At 71.3% G+C, this 17,873-nt stretch carries 16 protein-coding genes; 5 read left to right on the top strand and 11 right to left on the bottom strand.

What is annotated here, in order from left to right; all coding sequences use genetic code 11:
* Positions 1-62: 62 nt before the first annotated feature.
* Genes KBY47_RS22110 through KBY47_RS22095 form a run of 4 tightly spaced genes read left to right on the top strand, consistent with a single transcriptional unit; the run spans position 63 to position 3,579 of the window.
* The gene (locus KBY47_RS22110; protein ID WP_210923367.1) at positions 63-1,040 is read left to right on the top strand and encodes an ABC transporter ATP-binding protein; all 978 of its coding nucleotides are present in this window, start codon (positions 63-65) and stop codon (positions 1,038-1,040) included.
* Positions 1,030-1,941 carry an ABC transporter permease gene (locus KBY47_RS22105; protein WP_210923330.1) on the top strand — a complete coding sequence of 304 codons (912 nt, stop codon included), beginning with the start codon at positions 1,030-1,032 and terminating at the stop codon, positions 1,939-1,941. The genes KBY47_RS22110 and KBY47_RS22105 overlap by 11 nt, the downstream gene beginning before the upstream one ends.
* Entirely contained in the window at positions 1,938-2,849 is a 912-nt protein-coding gene (locus KBY47_RS22100; RefSeq protein ID WP_210923328.1) for an ABC transporter ATP-binding protein, read from the top strand. The genes KBY47_RS22105 and KBY47_RS22100 overlap by 4 nt, the downstream gene beginning before the upstream one ends.
* Before the next feature lie 10 nt (positions 2,850-2,859).
* Positions 2,860-3,579: an ABC transporter permease subunit gene (locus KBY47_RS22095; RefSeq protein WP_210923326.1), complete on the top strand. Its 720-nt coding sequence runs from the start codon at positions 2,860-2,862 to the stop codon at positions 3,577-3,579.
* Positions 3,580-3,837: 258 nt separating this feature from the next.
* On the opposite strand, the gene KBY47_RS22090 is transcribed toward KBY47_RS22095, so the two are convergent.
* The 9 genes from KBY47_RS22090 to KBY47_RS22050 form a co-directional block, all read right to left on the bottom strand.
* Positions 3,838-4,671: an HAD family hydrolase gene (locus tag KBY47_RS22090; RefSeq protein ID WP_210923323.1), complete on the bottom strand. Its 834-nt coding sequence runs from the start codon at positions 4,669-4,671 to the stop codon at positions 3,838-3,840.
* Positions 4,668-5,945, bottom strand: a complete 1,278-nt coding sequence (gene serS, locus KBY47_RS22085) for a serine--tRNA ligase (protein ID WP_210923321.1) — start codon at positions 5,943-5,945, stop codon at positions 4,668-4,670. Before serS ends, KBY47_RS22090 begins: the two co-directional genes overlap by 4 nt.
* A gap of 541 nt (positions 5,946-6,486) precedes the next feature.
* Entirely contained in the window at positions 6,487-7,419 is a 933-nt protein-coding gene (pheA, locus tag KBY47_RS22080; RefSeq protein ID WP_210923319.1) for a prephenate dehydratase, read from the bottom strand.
* Positions 7,420-7,479: 60 nt separating this feature from the next.
* On the bottom strand, positions 7,480-8,760 hold the full coding sequence (gene efeB / locus KBY47_RS22075) for an iron uptake transporter deferrochelatase/peroxidase subunit (protein ID WP_210923317.1): 1,281 nt from the start codon (positions 8,758-8,760) through the stop codon (positions 7,480-7,482).
* Between the two features lie 8 nt (positions 8,761-8,768).
* The gene (locus tag KBY47_RS22070) at positions 8,769-10,667 is read right to left on the bottom strand and encodes a copper resistance CopC/CopD family protein (protein WP_210923315.1); all 1,899 of its coding nucleotides are present in this window, start codon (positions 10,665-10,667) and stop codon (positions 8,769-8,771) included.
* Between the two features lie 13 nt (positions 10,668-10,680).
* Complete coding sequence (locus KBY47_RS22065; RefSeq protein ID WP_247695049.1) at positions 10,681-11,142, bottom strand: copper chaperone PCu(A)C; 462 nt, start codon at positions 11,140-11,142, stop codon at positions 10,681-10,683.
* Positions 11,143-11,147: 5 nt separating this feature from the next.
* Entirely contained in the window at positions 11,148-11,801 is a 654-nt protein-coding gene (locus tag KBY47_RS22060) for an SCO family protein (RefSeq protein WP_210923313.1), read from the bottom strand.
* A gap of 131 nt (positions 11,802-11,932) precedes the next feature.
* On the bottom strand, positions 11,933-12,700 hold the full coding sequence (locus tag KBY47_RS22055) for a YcnI family protein (protein WP_210923365.1): 768 nt from the start codon (positions 12,698-12,700) through the stop codon (positions 11,933-11,935).
* Between the two features lie 151 nt (positions 12,701-12,851).
* A complete protein-coding gene (locus KBY47_RS22050; protein WP_210923312.1) occupies positions 12,852-13,700 on the bottom strand; it encodes a hypothetical protein in 849 nt (282 codons plus the stop codon).
* Positions 13,701-13,952: 252 nt separating this feature from the next.
* Between KBY47_RS22050 and KBY47_RS22045 the strand changes: the two genes are divergently transcribed.
* Positions 13,953-14,426: an ATP-binding protein gene (locus KBY47_RS22045; protein WP_210923311.1), complete on the top strand. Its 474-nt coding sequence runs from the start codon at positions 13,953-13,955 to the stop codon at positions 14,424-14,426.
* A 58-nt stretch (positions 14,427-14,484) separates the two neighbouring features.
* Here the strand turns inward: KBY47_RS22045 and KBY47_RS22040 are convergent, their stop codons facing one another.
* Together KBY47_RS22040 and KBY47_RS22035 are read right to left on the bottom strand one after the other, a co-directional pair.
* Positions 14,485-15,960, bottom strand: a complete 1,476-nt coding sequence (locus tag KBY47_RS22040; protein ID WP_247695038.1) for an aminopeptidase P family protein — start codon at positions 15,958-15,960, stop codon at positions 14,485-14,487.
* 100 nt (positions 15,961-16,060) lie between these two features.
* Positions 16,061-17,578 (bottom strand): PP2C family protein-serine/threonine phosphatase, encoded by a 1,518-nt coding sequence (locus KBY47_RS22035; RefSeq protein WP_210923309.1) that lies wholly within the window; start codon positions 17,576-17,578, stop codon positions 16,061-16,063.
* Positions 17,579-17,873: the final 295 nt, after the last annotated feature.

Genomic DNA, 17,873 nt, shown 5'->3' with positions numbered 1-17,873 from the left:
AAGACAGATCTGCGGTCTGACGACCGGCAGTGGTCCGCGTCACTACTGTCTAGGACGTGACTGTGATCGCGACCGAAAGCCTGAGCAAGCGGTTCCCCCGGGTGACCGCGCTTGACCGGCTCTCCGTGGACGTCGGGCCCGGTGTCACCGGACTCGTCGGAGCCAACGGCGCCGGCAAGTCGACCCTGATCAAGATCCTGCTGGGTCTCTCCCCGGCCACCGAGGGCCGCGCCGAAGTGCTCGGACTCGATGTCGCCACCAAGGGCGCCGCCATCCGCGAGCGCGTGGGCTACATGCCGGAGCACGACTGCCTGCCACCCGACGTCTCGGCCACCGAGTTCGTCGTCCACATGGCGCGCATGTCCGGCCTGCCGCCGACCGCCGCGCGCGAGCGCACCGCCGACACCCTGCGCCACGTCGGCCTCTACGAGGAGCGGTACCGCCCCATCGGCGGCTACTCCACCGGCATGAAGCAGCGCGTCAAGCTGGCCCAGGCTCTCGTCCACGACCCCAAGCTGGTCTTCCTCGACGAGCCGACCAACGGCCTCGACCCCGTCGGCCGCGACGACATGCTCGGCCTGATCCGCCGTATCCACACCGACTTCGGCATCTCGGTCCTGGTCACCTCGCACCTCCTCGGCGAACTCGAACGCACCTGCGACCACGTCGTCGTCATCGACGGCGGCAAGCTGCTGCGCTCCAGCTCCACCACAGACTTCACCCAGACCACCACCACCCTCGCCATCGAGGTCACCGACTCCGACGAACACCCCGACGGCACCCGCGCGGTGCGTGAGGCGCTCGGCGCGCGCGGGGTCGACGTCCTCGACGGCAGTGGCGGCCTCCCCGGCGCCGGACACATCCTGCTGCTCACCGCGGCGGGCGAGGAGACCTACGACCTGGTCCGGGACGTCGTCGCCGACCTGGGCCTCGGCCTGGTCCGCATGGAACAGCGGCGCCACCACATCTCCGAGGTCTTCAAGAACGCCGACAGCGAACCCGCTGAGGAAAGGAAGGAGGCCGTGGGCCATGGCCGTTGACCACCCCGTCGCGACGCCACCGGGCGGCGACGAGACCCGCATCCACAACATCGGCTACCGCGACTACGACGGCCCCCGCCTCGGCCGCGCCTACGCCCGCCGCTCGCTGTACTCGCAGTCCCTGCGCGGCGCCTACGGACTCGGCCGCTCGGCGAAGTCCAAGGTCCTGCCGATGCTGCTGTTCGTGGTGATGTGCCTGCCCGCGGGCATCATGGTCGCGGTCGCCGTCGCTACCGACGCAAACGACCTGCCCGTCGACTACACCCGCTACGCGATCATCATGCAGGCCGTGATCAGCCTGTACGTCGCCGCGCAGGCACCCCAGTCGGTCTCGCGCGACCTGCGCTTCAAGACCGTACCGCTGTACTTCTCGCGGCCCATCGAGACCGCCGACTACGTCCTCGCCAAGTACGCGGCGCTGACCTCGGCGCTGTTCGTCCTGACCGCAGCCCCGCTGCTGGTGCTCTACATCGGCGCGCTGCTGGCCAAGCTCGACTTCACCGACCAGACCGAAGGCTTCGCACAGGGACTCGTCTCCGTGGCACTGCTCTCCCTGCTCTTCGCCGGAATCGGCCTGGTGATCGCCGCGGTCACCCCGCGCCGGGGCTTCGGCATCGCCGCCGTCATCGCCGTACTCACCATCTCCTACGGCACGGTCTCCGTCGTCCAGGCCATCGCCTACGAGCAGTCCAGCACCGGCGCGATCGCCTGGCTCGGCCTCTTCTCGCCGACCACCCTCATCGACGGGGTGCAGTCCGCCTTCCTCGGCGCGCCCTCCGCCTTCCCCGGCGGGGAGGGCCCCGGCACCGGCGAGGGACTCGTCTACGTCCTCGTCGCCCTGGGGCTCATCGCCGCCAGCTACGGCCTCCTGATGCGCCGCTACCGAAAGGTGGGCCTGTGACCACGCTGAACATCGACCATGTCTCCCGCTGGTTCGGCAACGTGGTCGCCGTCAACGACATCACCATGACCATCGGCCCCGGCGTCACCGGCCTGCTCGGCCCCAACGGCGCCGGAAAGTCCACCCTCATCAACATGATGGGTGGCTTCCTGGCCCCCTCCACCGGTACCGTCACCCTCGACGGCCAGCAGGTCTGGCGCAACGAGCAGATCTACAAGCACATCGGCATCGTCCCCGAGCGGGAGGCGATGTACGACTTCCTCACCGGCCGCGAGTTCGTCCTCGCCAACGCCGAACTGCACGGCCTCGGCGCCAAGGCCGCCCAGCGGGCCCTGGCCACCGTCGAGATGGAGTACGCCCAGGACCGCAAGATCTCCACGTACTCCAAGGGCATGCGCCAGCGCGTGAAGATGGCGTCCGCGCTGGTCCACGAGCCCTCACTGCTGCTGCTCGACGAACCCTTCAACGGCATGGACCCCCGTCAGCGCATGCAGCTGATGGACCTGCTGCGACGCATGGGCGACGAGGGCCGCACGGTGCTGTTCTCCTCCCACATCCTCGAAGAGGTCGAACAGCTCGCCTGGCACATCGAGGTCGTCGTCGCCGGACGGCACGCGGCCAGCGGCGACTTCCGCAAGATCCGCCGTCTGATGACCGACCGCCCGCACCGCTACCTGGTCCGCTCCAGCGACGACCGCGCCCTCGCGGCCGCCCTGATCGCCGACCCGTCGACGTCCGGCATCGAGGTCGACCTGGCGGAGGGCGCGCTGCGCGTCCAGGCCGTCGACTTCGGCCGCTTCACCACCCTGCTGCCCCGGGTCGCGCGCGACCACGGCATCCGGCTGCTGACGGTCTCCCCGTCCGACGAGTCCCTCGAGTCCGTCTTCTCGTATCTGGTCGCGGCGTAGGAGGCCGAAGATGTACGACCCCACAGTCGCCCGGCTCACCTACCGAGCCCTGCTCGGCCGCCGCCGGGCCCTCATCCTCGGCGCGCTGCCGCTGCTGCTGATCGCGATCTCCGTCGCGGTGCGGGCACTGGCCGGAGCCGACGACCAGACCGCGGCCGACGTGCTCGGCGGGCTCGCCCTCGCCACCATGGTGCCGATCATCGGTGTCATCGCTGGCACGGGCGCGATCGGACCCGAGATCGACGACGGCTCCGTGGTGTACCTGCTGTCCAAGCCGCTGAAGCGGCCGACGATCATCTCCACCAAGCTCTTCGTGGCCATCGCCGTCACCATGGTGTTCTCCGCCCTGCCGACGCTGATCGCGGGGCTGATCCTCAACGGCAACGGCCAGCAGATCGCCGTCGCCTACACGGTCGCCGCGCTGGTCGCCTCCATCGCGTACGCCGCGCTGTTCCTGCTGCTGGGGACGGTGTCACGGCACGCGGTGGTGTTCGGGCTGGTGTACGCCCTCGTCTGGGAGGCGCTGTTCGGCTCGCTGGTGCCGGGTGCGCGCACGCTCAGCGTCCAGCAGTGGTCGCTGGCCGTGGCCCAGGAGGTCGCCGACGGTTCCATCGTCACCTCGGACGTCGGGCTGACGACGGCCACGGTGCTGCTCGTCGGGGTCACCGCGGTGGCGACCTGGTACGCGGGGCAGAAACTGCGGACGTTGACGCTCGCCGGGGAGGAGTGAGCCGAGGGGGCGGTAATTCGGTGGCGGCCCGTCGTTGTGGAGCGGCACAGTGGTGTTGTCCATGACGCCGGGTCGGACCGGCGCCTTGTTCTGGGACGCCTTGTTCTGGGGCAGGACCGGGGCGGTCGCTTCGAGCACGTGAGCGCTGCGCTTGCGTGGGCCGCCTTCCCAGGTGTCGCCTCTTGGGGGAGGCGATGTGCGCCTGGGGCGGGGCGCGGGATGCGGGGACAGCACGCAGCCAGGCGGATGAGCCCGTAGCTACCGCGCCCCCGCCAGCAGGCGTTCCACCACCGTGGCGATTCCGTCCTCGTCGTTGGAGGTCGTTACCTCGTCCGCCACCGCGCGGAGCGTCTCGTGGGCGTTGGCCATGGCTACGCCGTGGTCGGCCCAGGCGAACATCGGGATGTCGTTGGGCATGTCGCCGAAGGCGATGGTGTCGGCGGCCTTCAGGCCGAGGCGGCGGGCCGCGAGGGAGAGCCCCGTCGCCTTGGAGAGGCCGAGGGGGAGGAGTTCCACGATGCCCTCGCCCGCCATGGTGACGGAGACGAAGCCGCCCGCGACCTGGTCGGCGACCGCGGCCAGCTCGTCGTCGGTGAGGGTCGGGTGCTGGATGTAGAGCTTGTTCAGCGGGGCGGTCCACAGGTCCGCCGCGTCCGTGAAGGGGATCGCCGGAAGGTGCCCCGCGACCGCGTACCCGGGGCCGACCAGCACCTCGCCGTCCAGCCCGTCCCGGCTCGCCGCCAGGAAGAGCGGGCCGACCTCCGCCTCGATCTTGGCCAGCGCCACCCCGGCCAGCTGCCGGTCGAGGGTGACGGAGGTCAGCAGGCGGTGCTCACCGGCGTGGTAGACCTGTGCGCCCTGCCCGCAGACGGCGAGCCCCTGGTAGCCGAGGTCGTCGAGGATGTGCCGGGTCCAGGGGACCGCACGGCCGGTGACGACGATGTGCGCGGCGCCCGCCGCGGTGGCCGCGGCGAGCGCGTCACGGGTGCGCGCCGACACCGACTCGTCGGAGCGCAGGAGCGTCCCGTCGAGGTCGGTGGCGATCAGCCGGTAGGGGAAGCCTCCGGCGGTGGGCCCGGCGTCGGTGCTCACTTGGCCACCGGTTCCAGGACCTCCCGGCCGCCCAGGTAGGGCCGCAGCACCTCGGGCACGCGTACGGAACCGTCGGCCTGCTGGTGGTTCTCGAGGATCGCCACGATGGTGCGCGGTACGGCGCACAGCGTGCCGTTGAGGGTGGCCAGCGGGCGCACCTTCTTCTCCTCACGGACGCGGATGGACAGCCGCCGGGCCTGGAACTCGGTGCAGTCCGAGGTCGAGGTCAGCTCGCGGTACTTGCCCTGGGTGGGGATCCACGCCTCGCAGTCGAACTTGCGCGCGGCCGAGGACCCCAGGTCGCCGGAGGCCACGTCGATGACCCGGAACGGCAGCTCCAGCGAGGTCAGCCACTGCTTCTCCCACTCCAGGAGGCGCTGGTGCTCGGCCTGGGAGTCCTCGGGGGCGACGTACGAGAACATCTCGACCTTGTCGAACTGGTGTACGCGGAAGATGCCTCGGGTGTCCTTGCCGTGCGACCCGGCCTCGCGGCGGAAGCAGGGCGAGAAGCCCGCGTAGCGCAGCGGGAGGCGGTCGGCCTCGATGATCTCGTCCATGTGGTAGCCCGCGAGCGCCACCTCGGAGGTGCCGACCAGGTACAGGTCGTCGCTGTCGAGGTGGTAGACGTCCTGCGAGGCCTGGCCGAGGAAGCCGGTGCCGCCCATGGCCTGCGGCCGGACCAGCGCCGGCGTCAGCATCGGGGTGAAGCCCGCCGCGGTGGCCTGCGCGATCGCGGCGTTCACCAGGGCCAGCTCCAGCAGCGCGCCGACGCCGGTGAGGAAGTAGAAGCGCGACCCGGAGACCTTGGCGCCGCGTTCGACGTCGATGGCGCCGAGCAGCTGGCCCAGCTCCAGGTGGTCCTTGGGCGCGAAGCCCTCGCCGTCGAAGTCGCGGATGGTGCCGTGCGTCTCCAGCGTGACGAAGTCCTCCTCGCCGCCGACGGGGACGTCGGGGTGGACGAGGTTGCCGAGCTGGAGCAGCAGCTGCTGGGTCTCGGCGTCGGCGGCGTCCCGCTCGGCGTCGGCGGCCTTGACGTCGGCGGCGAGCTGGCTCGCCTTCTTCAGCAGCTCCGCCTTCTCGTCCCCGGCGGCCTTGGGGATCAGCTTGCCGAGCGCCTTCTGTTCGGCGCGCAGCTCGTCGAAGCGGACGCCGGACGACCTGCGCCGTTCGTCGGCGGACAGGAGGGAGTCGACGAGCGCGACGTCCTCTCCACGGGCGCGCTGGGACGCGCGCACACGGTCGGGGTCCTCACGGAGCAGGCGAAGGTCAATCACGCGGACAAGGCTACCGGTGCGGGGTGAGGGCCCACGACTCACTATTCCGGGATGCGGCTTATGTGCCGTTCTGAGAAAATAGCCGATCTTTGTCAATAAACAGTGCCCCACTCCCCGGAACGAGGCAGTCAACGGGCGCGTGGTTGACTCGATTCCCTTGTGGAGAACGGGACTTGGCGCTATCGGGGTACTCGGTTGTCCACAGGGTTCCCCACTCTTCGAAGAGTTATCCACAGGCTGTGCGCAAGATCTGTGGATGTTGGAATTGATCACTCCGCTCTCTGTGATCAAGGTTGAGGATTCCCGGCGCGAACCTCATTTACCCGCACTTTCGAGTGTAAAGAGGTCGCCCCAAAGGATTGATCAAAGGAAAAGAGTGGACGAAGGGTGACCTGAGGGGCGGGTCGCGCGAGGGTGGCTCGTAGGGCGATTTGTCGACTGACTGGCGCTTCTCTGTCGACTTGTCCCCAGATCGAGAAGCGGACCTGTGGATAACTTCTGTGGATAACGAAGATATGCAGGTAGGACCAGCCGGACGTGGCTAGAAACGGCCGTCCTGGCAGCGTGCCACCCAGTCGGCCGCCGCCATGAACTCCTCGTCCGAGGTCCCCGGCAGCGGATTCCGTACGTCCGCCACCGTCACGTCCGCCCGCGGGTACGACCCCAGGAACCGCACCTCACGGCAGCTCCGCTTGAGCCCGCGCAGGGCGTCGGCGACCCGACGGTCCGAGATGTGGCCCTCGGCGTCGATGCAGAAGCAGTAGTTCCCGATCCCGGCACCGGTGGGCCGGGACTGGAGCAGCATCAGGTTGACGCCCCGGGTGGCGAACTCGCCCAGCAGATCACGCAGCCCGCCGGGGTGGTCGTCGCGCTGCCACAGCACCACGGACGTCTTGTCCGCGCCGGTCGGCGCCGCGGGCCGGGCGGGCCTGCCCACCAGCACGAACCGGGTCTGCGCGTTCTCCGCGTCGTGGATGTCGGTCTCCAGCGGCACCAGACCGTAGCGAGCGGCGGCGAACTCACCGGCGAAGGCGGCGTCGTAGCGGCCCTCCTGGACCAGCCGGGCGCCGTCCGCGTTGGAGGCGGCGGACTCCCAGGTGACGTCCGGGAGGTGCGCCTTCAGCCAGTTGCGCACCTGCGGCTGCGCCGCCGGGTGGGCGGTGACCGTCTTGATGTCGGACAGCTTGGTACCGGGCCGGACCAGCAGCGCGAAGGTGATCGACAGCAGCACCTCGCGGTAGATCATCAACGGGCTGCCCGCCACCAGCTCGTCGAGCGTGGTGGTGATCCCGCCCTCCACGGAGTTCTCGATCGGCACGAACGCGGCCTCGGCCTCGCCGCCCCGCACCGCGTCGAGCGCGGACTGCACGGACACGTACGGGATCAGCTCACGGGTCGCCGCCTCGGGAAGCGTCCGCAGGGCGACTTCGGTGAAGGTGCCCTCGGGGCCGAGATACGCATAGCTCGCTGGCATGACCTCACCCTAATGGGCCCACCGGCCGGACACTTCCGAGCAGCGCCCCACGGGTCACCCTCACCCCTCCAGCAACCGCTGCCCCACGTACTCGCCCTCCGCCGCCCCGCCCGGCACCGCGAACAGCCCGCTCGCCTCGTGCCGGATGAACGGCGACAGCGCGTCCCCGCGGTCCAGCTTGCGCTGCACCGGTACGAAGCCCCGCAGCGGATCGGCCTGCCAGCAGACGAACAGCAGCCCCGCGTCGGGCACCCCGTCCGCGTCGATGCCGTCATGGAAGGAGAACGGGCGCCGCAGCATCGCCGCACCGCCGTTCTGGTCGGGCCGGGTGATCCGCGCGTGCGCGTTGATCGGCACCACCAGAGCCCCCTCGGAGTCGGTCTTCTCCAGGTCCATCTCCGTGGTCTCCCCGCCCCCGGAGAGCGGCGCCCCGTCGGACTTGCGGCGCCCGATGACGGCCTCCTGCGCCTTCACCGACAGCTTCTCCCAGTCGTCGAGCAGCATGCGGATACGGCGTACGACGGCATAGGAGCCGTTCGCCATCCACGCGGGCTCGCCGTTCTCGGGGACGAAGATCCGCCGCGCGAAGTCGGGCTCGCTCGGCTTCGGATTGCGGGTGCCGTCGACCTGGCCCATCAGATTGCGTGCCGTCATCGGCTGGGCGGTGGCGCCCGGCGACCGGTTGAAGCCGTTCATCTGCCACCGGACCCGGGCCGCGCCGCCCGCGTCCTTCTGGAGGGCCCGCAGCGCGTGGAAGGCGACCAGGGCGTCATCGGCGCCGATCTGCACCCACAGGTCGCCGTTGCTGCGGCCCTTGTCCAGCTGGTCGGAGGAGAAGTCGGGCAGCGGGTCGAGGGCGACCGGCCGCTGCTTCTCCAGACCGGTCCGCGCGAAGAAGCTGTGGCCGAACCCGAAGGTGACCGTGAGCGACGAGGGCCCGGCGTCGGTCGCCACATCCGTGTCGCCCTGCGTCGCCGGTTCCCCCGCCATCAGCCGTCGGGTCGTCTCCGACCAGCGGCGCAGCAGCGCGGCGGCCTCCTTGCGCCCCGCACCGGCCGCGAGGTCGAAGGCGACGAGATGGCCCCGGGCCTGCATGGGGGTGGTGATGCCGGGCTGATGTTTCACGTGAAACTCGACCTGCCCCGCCCCCAGCGAGGTCAGCGGGGTGGCCTCGGCGGGCCGGGCGGCGTACCCCACACTCCCGCTCGCCGCGCCGAGGACTAGCCCGGTGGCACCGGCGGTGCCGAGGAGCCGCCGCCGGGAGATGCCCGTGTCGGGGGAGCCGGTGACGCTCTCCTCGACGAGAGGGAGCCGGGCCTCCGGAATGGACTGGTCAGCCATGATGAGGTTCAGCCGATCTGCGCGTTCTTGGAGACGGTCACCTGGTCGATGTCGGAGGTCCGCACGGTCACGGCGACCCTCCAGGTGCCTGCCATGGGGATCTGGACTCCGCTCGCCGACCAGTGTCCGGTGGTGATGTGGTCCGGGACCACGGGCAGCGGCCCGATGTCCTCGGACTCCAGGGTGAAGGCGACCTTCACCTCGGGGATGTCGAAGGCGCGGCCGTTGGGCCGCTCCACATAGACGTGCATGTCATTACCGCCGACCCGCGCCGGGTCGATGTCCAGCCGGACGACGCCCTTGCCGTCCTCCCCGCCGGTGTCGAACGGCATCTCCAGGGTCAGCGCCCCGGTGGCGGAGTCCGAGACGGCGGCGGAGGTGGCCGACTTGGCGTCCTGTGCCGTGCGCCCCGGCTCGGCGGCGGTGAGCGCGGTGGTCACGGCGAGCACGACCACCGCGATGCCCGCCTCGGCCAGCACCGAGCGGCGCAGCCCGTGGCGGAGCGGATCGGCGTCCCGCAGCCGCTTCTGCCGTGCGGCGTCCACGGCGGCCCGCTGCCGGGCGAGCTGAGCGGCCCGCCGGGGGTCGTCACCGGAGGCGGCACCCTCGGCCTTGGCGGCGGAGCCCTCGGAACCGGCGGCCACCGGCTCCGGCTCCCGGACCGCCTCGGCCTGTCCCGTCTCCGCCAACTGCCGGGTCCACCGCCGGGAAATCCAGGCCACCCCCACCAGCAACGCCACCAGCCCGATCTTCACCAGCAGCAGCTGCCCGTACCGGGTGCCGGTCAGCGCCGACCAGTAGCCGACCTGCCGCCAGGCCTGGTAGGTGCCGGTCGCCACCAGCGTGAGCACACTGCCGAGGGCGACGTTCGAGAACCGCCGTACGGCCGAGGCGTCGACGGGGGTGTCGGCGGGCGCCCAGCGCAGGGAGACCAGCAGCGCGCTGAGACCGCCGAGCCAGGCGGCGACGGCCAGCAGATGGAGCACGTCGACGGGCATCGCGATGCCCGGCTGGAGCCCGCTGGAGGCGTGTTCGGCCATGGCCCAGCTCGCCGCCAGCCCGGCCGCGACCACGGTCCCGCCCACGGCGAGCCCGAAGGTGAGGTCCTTCTTCTCCTCGTCCTCACGCTTGTCGTACGCGCCGAAGAGCACGGCGACGAACAGCGCGGCGGCGGCGAGCAGCAGCAGCCGGGAGACCAGCGCGGCACCCGTCTTGGTCTGGAGGACCTCCCCGAGCAGATCCAGGTCGAAGACGTCACCCATGCCGCCGGACCGGGTGTAGGAGCCGCGCAGCAGCAACAGCGCCAGGGTGGCCGCGGTCAGCGCGACCCACCCGGAGACGACGAGCCGCTGCACGACACGCACCCCGGAGCCGCGCGGCCAGCAGGCCACGACGAAGGCGGCACCGCCCGCCAGAAGAATGAACCCGGCGTACGACATATAGCGCCCGAACCCGTACAGCCAGCCGATGACCCCGCCGCCCGCCTCCGTCCCCGAGACCGACACGGAGGTCTCCGAGGGCGCGCCGATGGAGAAGGTGAAGGCACCGGCGACGGGATGGCTGTCGGCGGACACCACCTGGTAGGTGACGGTGTAGGTGCCGTCGGGCAGCCCCGCATGGAGCCGTACCCCGTACGTCGTCCCGCCGATGCTGCCCGCCTCGCCGGTGTCGGCGCGCTCGCCCTTGGGGCCGAGGACCCGCAGCGAGTCGTCGGAGAGGGAGACCTCCTCGGAGAAGGTGAGGGCGATCTGGCCGGGGGCCTTGTCGACCACCGCCCCCTGCCGGGGGTCGCTGCCGGTGAGCGCGGCATGCGCCGAGGCCGGTCCGGCGCTGGCGAAGAGCGCGCAGACGACGGCCAGGAGCAGCAGTGCCAGGGCCCGGACGCGTGGAGCGGCGGTCGCTGTCAAGGTGGTCCCTCCCTCAGTTCCCCGAAGCGGGGCGGTACGTCATCGGCTTGACCGGCATCTCGACGGTGACGGGATCGGTGTGGGCGAAGTGCAGCACCACCGACACCGTCTCGCCTTCCTTCGGCTTGCGCTTGAGCTGCTCGAACATCAGGTGGTTGCCACCGCTCTCCAGGACGAGCTTCCCGTGCGCGGGCACGTTCAGGCCGTCGACCTCGCGCATCGACTGGCCCACGGTCTCGTGGACGGTGACCTGGCCCGCGATGTCGCTGGTGACGGACTCCAGGGTGTCGTCGTCGCCACCGTCGTTGGTGACGGTCAGGAAGCCGGCGGCGAGGGAGTCGGAGACGGGCTGCGGCATGTAGGCGCCATCGACGGACAGTCCGGCGCCCGCCTCGCCGCCGTCGCCGGAGCCGCAGCCCGCGAGGACGAGCGCCAGCGCCCCGGAGGCCAGCACGGCGACCGCCCCGCCCCGCAGGCGGTTCACGGGTTCTGCCCCTTGACGAGCTTGGGCAGGTCGGCGGTGTAGTCGTCGACGGTGGCGTCCTCGCCGTAGAGCACGTAACCGGCGTCGGTCTTCGGCGAGAAGGCGATGACCTGGGTGCCGTGCGTGGACACGACCTTGCCCTCCTTGTCCTTCTCCGGCGCCTCGATGGAGATGCCGAGGGTGCGGGCGCCCGCCTGGATGGTGTCGAAGTCGCCGCTCAGGCCGATGACCTGGGAGTCGATGCCCTTGAGCCACTCGCCGAGCGCCTCCGGGGTGTCCCGCTCCGGGTCGGTGGTGACGAACACGATCCGCAGCTCGTCCTGCTCGGCCTGGGACAGCTGCTTCTTGGCGATGGCGATGTTGCTCATCGTCAGGGGGCAGACGTCGGGGCAGTTGGTGTACCCGAAGTAGATCAGCGTCGGCTTGCCAGCGGTCTCCGCGCGGAGGTCGTACTCGTCGCCGTTGGTGTCGGTCAGCACGAGGTCCGGCTTCTCGAAGGGCTTGTCGAGGACGGTGGCGGCCTTGGCGCTGTCGGCGGCCTCCGACACCACGGAGACCGGCGAGCCGCCGTCGTCACCACTGCCGCAGGCGGAAAGGGTCAGGGAGGCGGCGGCGAGCAGTGCTGCCGCGGCGAGGGTCTTCTTGCGCATAGAAAAATGTCCCAGATGTAATGGTTCCGGTACGCGCCGGGGTCGTTCCGCCGGGCCGGAGCCCCGACGACGCGGGCGGCATGGCCACCGCCCGCACGCCCCCGGCGCGCACCGCTGAACGAGGCAGTGCCTCAGGCGTTGCCGCGCCTACGGCCGGCGAGCACGCCGTAGGCGACACCCGCCGCGCCGACGACGATGCCGACGACGCCGAGGACGCGGGCGGTGGTGTCGCTGGTGTCGGAGTCGCCGGAGTCGGCGGTGGTGTTCGCCGCGGCGGCCGAGGCGTCGTCGGAGGCCTCCTCGGCGCTCGCCGCGTCGTCCTCGGCGGCGTCCTCCGCCCCGGACGAGCCGTGGTGGTCGTCCTCGGCGGCGGACAGCTCAAGCACCGGGGCCGGGTGCTCCGGCTCCTCCTCGCCTTCCTGCGGCACCTCGATCCAGCGCACGACCTCGTCGTTGGAGTACGTCTGGACGGCCTTGAAGACGAGTTCGTCGGTGTCCTCGGGCAGGGCGCCCACGGAGACCGGGAACTTCTGGAAGAAGCCGGGCTCGACACCCTTGCCCGTGGCGGTCCAGGTGATCTTCGAGACGGCCTCGGTGACCTTGTTGCCGTGTACCTCGAGCGGCTTGTCCAGCTCGGCCTTGGTGACCTTGGCGTCCCAGCCCGGGACGGGCGCGGGCATGGCGGAGGAGAGCGGGTGGTCGGCCGGGAAGGTGACCTCCAGCTTGGTGGTCGAGGCGTTGTCGCGCTCGTTGGGGACCTTGAAGTTCACGGTCGCGTAGCCGCCCTTGGCGGCCGCGCCCTCCGGCTGCACGCTGACGTGCGCGAGGGCGGGCGAGGACAGGACGACGACGGCCGACGCGGCGACGGCACCGACGGCGGCGATACGGGACGCCTTCATGGCGGTCATGAGGATGAGCACTCCACTCTGAGTCAGGTCTGGGTGAAGCCGGTGACTTCCGGCGAGGAGAGGGGTACGCGCGCGTGCCGCACGACGCGCGTCCCTCCCGCCCCGTCCCTGATCAGGGTGAGTACGGGTGGTCGCGTCGTGTTCAGGCAGCGAGCGCGAGGGCGGCGGCCGGAGGGCCCCGCCGGATCACCGTGTGCTCAAGAGCGGTCGTACGAGGCTCAGGGGGCGCGTGGGCAGCGGCGCACGGGACGCGCGGCCCCGTCGACGGCGCCGTGGGCAGCCCGGCGTACAGCGCGCGCGCCAGCGCCAGCGCCCCGCGCAGGGAGCGGACGAGCGCGCCCTCGCTCACACCCTGTGCCGAGAGTTCGACGAGGCGCCGCAGCGCCAGGTCCCCGTGGCGCAGCAGCCATCCCGCGGCGATGGCGGCGAGGACGTGCCCCAGCAGCATCGGCAGCGACGGCAGCAGCGAGGCGAACGAGTCCGAGGTCGTGGACAGCGCGTCCGCGGGATGGTGACTCGCTCCGGCATGAGCCCCGGCGCCCGGCGATCCGGACGCGGCCGGAACCACCCGCGCGTCCACCAGGATCCGGTGGGCCTGCACGGGACTGAGCGCCGCCACGGTCGTCCCGCACACCAGCCGCGCGGCCTGCTCGACCAGCGCCGCGTCACTGAGGCGCCCCGCCCCCGCGGCCGTACCGGACGCGGCGGCACCCGCGTGCTGCCCGAGACCGAACAACGTGTGCAGCACGACCTGCCCGACCGCGAGCAGCCCAGCGATCCCCGGGAGCGACCGCTCCCGCCCCGCGAGCGGCACCACCACGGCGGCGGCCCCCAGGAAGCCCGCGGCCAGCGTCCACCACGGCAGCGACACACAGGAGGCGATCGCGTGGGAGGCCCCGGACAGCACGACACAGACCGCGGCGAACACCGCGGCCCGCAGATACCGGACCGGGTGTCCGGAGTGCGCCGTGCGCGCGTGGGGGGCAGTCATGGCGGGCTCATCATCGCACTGGCCCGACCGCCGCCACATGGCAGGTCCACAAGATGCCCTACGAACCGGAAGGTCTCGTTCTGTTGCGCCTGGTGGACAAGGGTCCAACTGGTCCCCACTGCTCCCACATACACCGCTTCCCACCCTCACCGCATCGCCCATATGGGCGGCATCACGTCAAATCCACGCTTACGCGGGAGCGGTCGCGGCAATACGTAACGGTATGTCGAGCCGCGGCCAGGAGGCTGGAGCATGAGCATCTGGTGGTCACTCCATCTGCGCCGCGAAGCCGCGAGCGTTCCCCTGGCCCGCCGCCTGCTGCTCGGCACGATGGAGACGGCGGGCGTCGACCCCGACATCTCCTACGACCTCTCCGTCGCCCTCACCGAGGCCTGCGCCAACGCCGTCGAACACGGCGGCGACGGCACCACCGGCGGCCCCTCGGAGGCCTACCGCGTCACCGCCTACCTCGACGGCGAGAAGTGCCGCATCGAGGTGGCCGACGCCGGACCCGGCTTCCCGGCGGCCCACACCGGGCGAGCGCAGTTCAGGCTGCCGCCCCGCGCCGACGCCGAGCACGGCCGCGGCCTCTGCCTCATCCGGGAACTCGCCGACCACGTCCACATCGGCCCCAAGCCGGGCCGCCGCGGCACCGTGGTGAGCTTCGACAAGATCCTCAAGTGGCGCGAGAACGCCCCGAACACCCCGCTGGTGACAGCGTCCTGAGAGCATGTGAAGGGCCGGGCACCCGTCCAGGCACCCGGCCCCACAACACCGTACGAACTCAGCCCTTGAGCCCGGCCATCCACGCCTCGACCTCGTCGGAGCGGCGCGGCAGCGCGGCCGACAGGTTCCGGTTGCCGTCCTCCGTGACGAGGATGTCGTCCTCGATACGGACGCCGATGCCCCGGTACTCCTCCGGCACGGTCAGGTCGTCGGCCTGGAAGTACAGCCCCGGCTCGACGGTCAGGCACATCCCCGGCTCCAGCACCCCGTCGACGTACGTCTCGGTGCGCGCGGCGGCGCAGTCGTGGACGTCCATGCCGAGCATGTGACCGGTGCCGTGCAGCGTCCAGCGGCGCTGGAGGCCCAGCTCCAGCACCCGCTCCACCGGCCCCTCGACCAGGCCCCACTCCACGAGCCGCTCGGCCAGCACGCGCTGCGACGCGTCGTGGAAGTCGCGGTACTTGGCGCCCGGCTTCACCGCCGCGATACCGGCCTCCTGGGCGTCGTACACGGCGTCGTAGATCTTCTTCTGGATCTCGCTGTAGCGGCCGTTGATCGGCAGCGTGCGCGTGACGTCGGCGGTGTAGTACGTGTGCGTCTCCACGCCCGCGTCGAGCAGCAGCAGGTCGCCGGAGCGGACCGGGCCGTCGTTGCGCACCCAGTGCAGGGTGCAGGCGTGCGGGCCGGCGGCGCAGATGGAGCCGTAGCCGACGTCGTTGCCCTCCACGCGCGCGCGGAGGAAGAAGGTGCCCTCGATGTAGCGCTCGCTGGTCGCCTCGGCCTTGTCGAGGACCTTCACCACGTCCTCGAAGCCGCGCACGGTGGAGTCGACGGCCTTCTGGAGTTCGCCGATCTCGAACTCGTCCTTGACCAGCCGTGCCTCGGAGAGGAAGACCCGCAGCTCCTCGTCGCGCTCGGCGGTGACCTTGTCGGTCAGCGCGGCCTCGACCCCGGCGTCGTAGCCGCGCACGACGCGCACCGGCCCGGTCGCCTCACGCAGCTTGTCGGCCAGCTCACGCACGTCGGAGGCGGGGATGCCGTACAGCTTCCCGGCCTCGGTGAGGGAGTGGCGGCGGCCGACCCACAGCTCGCCCTGGCCGTCGAGCCAGAACTCGCCGTTCTCGCGGTCGGAGCGCGGCAGCAGGTAGATCGTCGCCTCGTGCCCGTCGGCCTTCGGCTCCATGACGAGGACGCCGTCCTCCGTCTGGTTGCCGGTGAGGTACGCGTACTCCACGGAGGCGCGGAAGGGGTACTCGGTGTCGTTCGAGCGGGTCTTCAGGTTGCCCGCGGGGATCACCAGACGGTCGCCGGGGAAGCGCGCGGAGAGCGCGGCGCGCCGGGCGGCGGTCTCGGCGGCCTGGGCGATCGGCTCCAGGTCGTGCAGCTCGGTGTCGGCCCAGCCGGACTTCATGCTCTCGGCCAGCTCGTCGGAGACGCCCGGGTACAGGCCGTTCTTCCGGCGCTTGATGGGCTCCTCGGACTCGGTTTCCGAGGTCTCCGGGGTCGCCGGGTTCCGCTCGTCCGCCACGGTCATCCTCCTTGATACGGCACTGGACCCCGTCCATCGTACGTTCGCACGTCCGACGGGAAGGGGGCCCAGGGCCGTGGCGCCCGTTACCGCGCCCGGCGCGGCCCTACTCGAACCGCGCCGCCAGGACGACGACGTCCTCGGTGGACTCCGCGTCGGCCGCGCCGCCGTCCGGCAGCACCGTCCGCAGCACGTGGTCGACGACCGCGCCGGGGTCGTGGCGCGCCGCCCTCGGCACCCCGGCGGCAGCGGCGTGCAGCCGGGCGAAGGCGCGGTCGACGGGGTCGCCGGTGCGGTGCAGCAGCCCGTCGGTGTACAGCAGAACCGTCTCTCCGGGCGCGGCCTGGAACTCCACGCTGGGCGCCTCCCAGCAGGCGAGCATGCCGAGCGGCGCGGACACGGTGGTCTCCACGTACTCGGTGCGCCGCTCCCCGACCACCAGCGGCGGACTGTGCCCGGCCCCGGCCAGGGTGATCCGGTGCAGCGCGGGCTCGCAGTAGGCGAACAGCGCGGTGGCCGAGCGGGCGGGCTCGGTCAGCCGCAGCAGCAGCTCCAGGTCGGACAGGACGGCGACCGGGTCCTCGCCCTCCATCACGGCGTACGCCCGCAGGCTGGCCCGCAGCCGTCCCATCGCGGCGACCGCGCTGGGCCCCGACCCGGTGACGGACCCGACGGCGAGCCCGAGGGCCGCGTCCGGCAGCGGCAGCGCGTCGTACCAGTCGCCGCCCCCACGCGGGCCGGTGCGGTGCCGTACGGCGAGCTGCACGCCGGAGACCCGGGGCAGCCGGGAGGGGAGCAGCTCCTCGGTCATCGTCGCCATGCACGCGCGCGTGCGCTCGACCTCCAGCAGCCGGGCGAGGTGCCCGGTGGCGTGGCGGACGTACAGCCCGGCCAGATGGCGGCGCCGCTCGTCCGGCTCGGCGGGTTCGTCGTACAGCCAGACGGCGGCGCCCAGTCGTCCGGCGGCCTCGGTGGACAGCGGCAGCGCGTAGCTCGCGGCGAAACCAAGGCGGGCGGCCACCTCGCGATGGCGTGGATGCAGCCCCTTCTCGGCGAACAGGTCGGACCGTACGACCTCGGTGACACCGCCGGGCAGTCCGGCCCGGGTGTCGAGGAGTTCGCCGTACGGCAGGGAGGCGCGCGGCACGGTCTCCAGGTGGCCGAGATCGGACCGGGCGAGCCCGAGCCCGACGGTGGTGGCGGGGCCGAGGCCGTCGCCGGGTTCCAGTACGACGAGACCGCGCCGGGCGCCCACCAGGGCGGCACCGGCGCGCAGCAGTTCCTGAAGGGCGTCGGGGAGGGTGTTCGTGCGGGTCAGACGCTCGGTCAGCTCGTGCAGCGTGGTGAGGTCCGAGACCCAGCCCGCGAGCCGGTCCTGGAGGAGGGCGCCGGGGGCGGGGTGGACCCCGGGGGTGTCCGGGGCGGAAGGCGCGGGCGCGACAGTGTGTGCGGGAGCGGGAACCGTTGAATCGATTCCGGCCACTTTCGGAGGGTGCGGGGCGTTCATGGTGTACGGCTTTCCGACCGGTGCGTATTGCTCAAAAGCATCGCAAACCCCCATGTCAATCTGCGCCGCTAGCAGTGTCTCCACATGTACACGCACTCGTGAGGGGATGTCCAGCATTGTCCTGCTGGGATTGCTGGTGTCAGTGGGGCCAGTGGGGTGGACAGGGGGCTTCTCGCGGTCTTCACTCGGTTCCCTTGCAGAAAAGCAAAATTGGCTTAAAACTGACTCGGGCAACGGCTTATTGAGGTCGACTGGCCTTGTTCGACGGAGCGTCACAGCGGTCGTGATGGGTACCTACTCGGTGAAGGCCAGGGGTGGTTGGGAACCGCCCGGAACCTGGCGACGGACCCGGGCGTCCTATCCACCGACGACCGTGCCCCATCCTCCCGTGGCGGAGGCGGAGAGAAATACG

This window comes from Streptomyces sp. B93, assembly GCF_018070565.1.
Lineage (GTDB): Bacteria > Actinomycetota > Actinomycetes > Streptomycetales > Streptomycetaceae > Streptomyces.
This window is presented reverse-complemented; position numbering and strand designations above follow the sequence as displayed.

Excerpts from the sequence above, each read along its gene's own strand:
- KBY47_RS22095 (WP_210923326.1), top strand. The coding sequence starts at position 2,860 with ATGTACGACCCCACAGTCGCCCGGCTCACCTACCGAGCCCTGCTCGGC.
- efeB (WP_210923317.1), bottom strand. The coding sequence starts at position 8,760 with ATGGCTGACCAGTCCATTCCGGAGGCCCGGCTCCCTCTCGTCGAGGAG.
- KBY47_RS22105 (WP_210923330.1), top strand. The coding sequence starts at position 1,030 with ATGGCCGTTGACCACCCCGTCGCGACGCCACCGGGCGGCGACGAGACC.
- KBY47_RS22055 (WP_210923365.1), bottom strand. The coding sequence starts at position 12,700 with ATGAAGGCGTCCCGTATCGCCGCCGTCGGTGCCGTCGCCGCGTCGGCC.
- KBY47_RS22040 (WP_247695038.1), bottom strand. The coding sequence starts at position 15,960 with ATGACCGTGGCGGACGAGCGGAACCCGGCGACCCCGGAGACCTCGGAA.
- KBY47_RS22045 (WP_210923311.1), top strand. The coding sequence starts at position 13,953 with ATGAGCATCTGGTGGTCACTCCATCTGCGCCGCGAAGCCGCGAGCGTT.
- KBY47_RS22060 (WP_210923313.1), bottom strand. The coding sequence starts at position 11,801 with ATGCGCAAGAAGACCCTCGCCGCGGCAGCACTGCTCGCCGCCGCCTCC.
- KBY47_RS22050 (WP_210923312.1), bottom strand. The coding sequence starts at position 13,700 with ATGACTGCCCCCCACGCGCGCACGGCGCACTCCGGACACCCGGTCCGG.
- KBY47_RS22035 (WP_210923309.1), bottom strand. The coding sequence starts at position 17,578 with ATGCTGGACATCCCCTCACGAGTGCGTGTACATGTGGAGACACTGCTA.
- pheA (WP_210923319.1), bottom strand. The coding sequence starts at position 7,419 with ATGCCAGCGAGCTATGCGTATCTCGGCCCCGAGGGCACCTTCACCGAA.